Genomic DNA, 2,893 nt, shown 5'->3' with positions numbered 1-2,893 from the left:
CTGATTTCGTCGCAGGTGATCAACCCCAACGAGGGCCGGCAATGGCTCGGCCTGCCGCCGCGCGAGGGCGGTAACCAATTCATGAATCCGAACATCACGGCCGACGCTTCTCGGAACCAGGATGCCGACGACGACGAGGAGACCGATGATGCAGCTTGATGATATCCGCGCCTTCTCCGCCGACCAGGAGCGTGGCGCCTGGTTCGAACTCCTCGATCCGGTCACGCACAAAGGCACCGGCATTCGCCTGAAGGTGGCCGGGCCTGACAGCGAGACACAGAACCGCGCCCGGCTGCGCCTCGCCGACGATCTGGCGGAAGTGGCGGATGCCGAGGGCCGCGTGTCTGCCGAGGCGCGGGAACGTGCCCGGCTCGACAGCCTGGCCCGCTGCATTCTCGACTGGGAAATCAGCGAAGGCGGTGAAGCTCTTCCCCTCACGCATGCCAACGCCGTGCGCCTCCTCAAGGTGGCGACATGGGTACAGGCGCAGGTGGATAGCTTCGCCTCTGACCGGGCTTCATTCATGGGAACAGGGGGGTAGCATGGCGCGCCATCAAGTCGTGACGGTCGGATCAGAATGGACGGAACTCACAGCGAATGACGTCTCCGAAATCGTCTTCCAGAACCGCGGAATCACGTCGCTCCTGATCACGGTGACCGACGGGGCTGCGCCGAACCCGAGCGACGACGGTTTCGCGTTCCTGCCTGGTCAGGGTCACAACATGCTCCTTGCCGAATTCTCCCTGGGCGTGACCGGGGGCAGTCGCGTCTGGGCGCGCTTCCTGTCGGGAAGCGGGCTCGTCATGGTCTCGCACGCGTGAGGAGGGGCTGATGGAACGCATATATCTCGAAACCAAGCTCGACGCCTCGGATGACGGCACGATCGAGGGGCTGGCATGGAAGTATGCCGAGGCCGACCGCATCGGCGACATGATCCAGAAGGGCGCCTTCACCGGCACCTCTCTGCCGCTGCCCATGCTCTTCGGTCACGACCAGAACGATCCGATTGGCACGTGGGACACCGCTGAAGACGACACCGAGGGGCTGCGCCTCAAGGGGCGGCTTCTGGTGAATGACGTGGCCCGCGCACGCGAGGTGCGCGCCCTGGTGCGGGCTGGGGCGGTGCGCGGCATCTCCATCGGCTTCCGCACCAAGAAGGCCACGCCCCGCGCCCGTGGCGGCCGGACGATCAACGAGCTGGAACTCGTGGAGGCCAGCCTCTGCGTGATCCCGATGCACCCAGGTGCACGGGTCACCTCCGCAAAAACCGCCGTCCGCGCCCTGTCGCTGGCGGCATCCCTTCAACGCGCCACGGCGCAGCTCGCAAAAGGAAACTGACATGCGACATCTGAAAAAGGCCGAGCTGCTGGGCAGCACGGCGCTCACCCTAAAAGATGGCGGCGAGGCCGATCCGAACGACATCGTCACGAAAGCCATCGGCGATCTGACCGAGACCGTGAACAAGCGGCTCGATGAGATCGAGGAAAAGACCGACACCTCGAAGCTCGAGGAGCGGCTCGACAAGATCGAGGCGAAGTCGAACCGCGCCAAGGGCAGCGACGACGATTCCGACGAACAGGCGGAAATCGAGAAGAAGGCGTTCGGCTGCTACCTGCGCCACGGGAACCAGACGCCGCCCGATGATCTGAAGGCGCTGACCGTTTCCAGTGACCCGCAAGCGGGCTATCTCGCTCCGGCGGAGATGAGCACGGAATTCGTGCGCGACCTCGTGGAGTTCTCGCCGATCAGGTCGGTGGCCAGCGTGCGCGGCATCACCGGTCCTTCGGTGAAGTATCCGAAGCGCACCGGGATCACGAATGCCCAATGGGAAGGCGAGACCGAGGAAGCCGAAGAATCGACGGTCACCTTCGGCCAGCTCGAAGTGGTGCCGCACAAGATCACCACCTTCGTGGACATCTCCAACGAACTCCTCTCGGACAGCGGCGGCACTGCCGAGGCCGAGGTGCGCATGGCCCTGGCCGAGGATTTCGGGAAGAAGGAAGGCACAGCTTTCGTCAATGGCACCGGCGCCGGTCAGCCTGAGGGCCTGATGACCCACGCCGATATCGAGGAATGGCTCAACGGCCACGCCACGAACCTCTCTGCCGATCAGATGATCAAGCTGATGTACGACCTGCCGGCCATGTACCGGAACGCGGGCACGTGGATGATGAACGGCACCACGCTGGGCATCGTGCGCACGCTGAAAGATGGCGATGGCCGGATGCTCTGGCAACCCTCCTTCCAGGCGGGCCAGCCCGAGACGATCCTCGGACGCCCCGTTGTCGAAGCGGTGGACATGCCCGATCTGGAAAGCGGTTCCTTCCCGATCCTCTACGGCGATTTCTCGGCCTATCGGATCGTGGACCGCTTGAGCATGTCGATTCTTTCCGACCCGTACACGCAAGCACGCAAGGGCGTCACCCGCATGCACGCAACCCGCCGTGTCGGTGGCCGCGTCCTGCAGGCCGCGCGCTTCCGCAAACTCAAGATGGCGACCAGCTAAGGAGCAACTGACATGCGAGACCAAGCATCGAATATCGGAGTGGTTCAGGCGGTCGCACCCGCCGTTCTCTCCGCCACCAACACCGCTGACCCGATCGACCTTCTGGGCTTCAACGCAGCGACGGTGGTCATCAACACCGGGGCCATCGTCTCTTCGGGCAACTTCACCGCGAAGCTGCAGGAGAGCGAAGACGGCTCGACCGGTTGGACGGACGTTGCCGCCGCGCACCTCGTGGGCACTCTGCCCGCCACGCTCGAAGCCAACAGCGTCTACAAGCAAGGCTACATCGGTTACCGGCGGTACATCCGCACGGTCCTCACCAAGAACAGCGGCACCTCGATTGCCGCCGGGGTGACGATCGTGAAGGGACACCCCGCCAACGCGCCG

General features: G+C 64.3%; 5 protein-coding genes. All 5 read left to right on the top strand.

Translation table 11 applies throughout. The features are described 5' to 3' along the window. The first annotated feature begins 148 nt into the window (after positions 1 to 148). Positions 149 to 541 (top strand): hypothetical protein, encoded by a 393-nt coding sequence (locus RLN94_RS12525; protein WP_350117370.1) that lies wholly within the window; start codon positions 149 to 151, stop codon positions 539 to 541. 1 nt (position 542) lies between these two features. Continuing rightward, positions 543 to 821, top strand: coding sequence for a hypothetical protein (locus RLN94_RS12520; protein ID WP_350117371.1), 279 nt, complete (start codon positions 543 to 545; stop codon positions 819 to 821). A gap of 10 nt (positions 822 to 831) precedes the next feature. After that, a complete protein-coding gene (locus RLN94_RS12515) occupies positions 832 to 1,338 on the top strand; it encodes an HK97 family phage prohead protease (RefSeq protein ID WP_350117372.1) in 507 nt (168 codons plus the stop codon). 1 nt (position 1,339) lies between these two features. Further along, positions 1,340 to 2,506 (top strand): phage major capsid protein, encoded by a 1,167-nt coding sequence (locus RLN94_RS12510; RefSeq protein WP_350117373.1) that lies wholly within the window; start codon positions 1,340 to 1,342, stop codon positions 2,504 to 2,506. 12 nt (positions 2,507 to 2,518) lie between these two features. Then, positions 2,519 to 2,893 (top strand): hypothetical protein (locus RLN94_RS12505; RefSeq protein WP_350169050.1); only part of this gene is annotated, 375 nt, incomplete at its 3' end.

This window comes from Roseovarius sp., from assembly GCF_040223625.1.
In the GTDB taxonomy this organism is placed as follows: domain Bacteria; phylum Pseudomonadota; class Alphaproteobacteria; order Rhodobacterales; family Rhodobacteraceae; genus Roseovarius.
This window is presented reverse-complemented; position numbering and strand designations above follow the sequence as displayed.

Coding starts and splice junctions, on each gene's coding strand:
- RLN94_RS12525 (WP_350117370.1), top strand. CDS start 149: ATGCAGCTTGATGATATCCGCGCCTTCTCCGCCGACCAGGAGCGTGGC.
- RLN94_RS12520 (WP_350117371.1), top strand. CDS start 543: ATGGCGCGCCATCAAGTCGTGACGGTCGGATCAGAATGGACGGAACTC.
- RLN94_RS12515 (WP_350117372.1), top strand. CDS start 832: ATGGAACGCATATATCTCGAAACCAAGCTCGACGCCTCGGATGACGGC.
- RLN94_RS12510 (WP_350117373.1), top strand. CDS start 1,340: ATGCGACATCTGAAAAAGGCCGAGCTGCTGGGCAGCACGGCGCTCACC.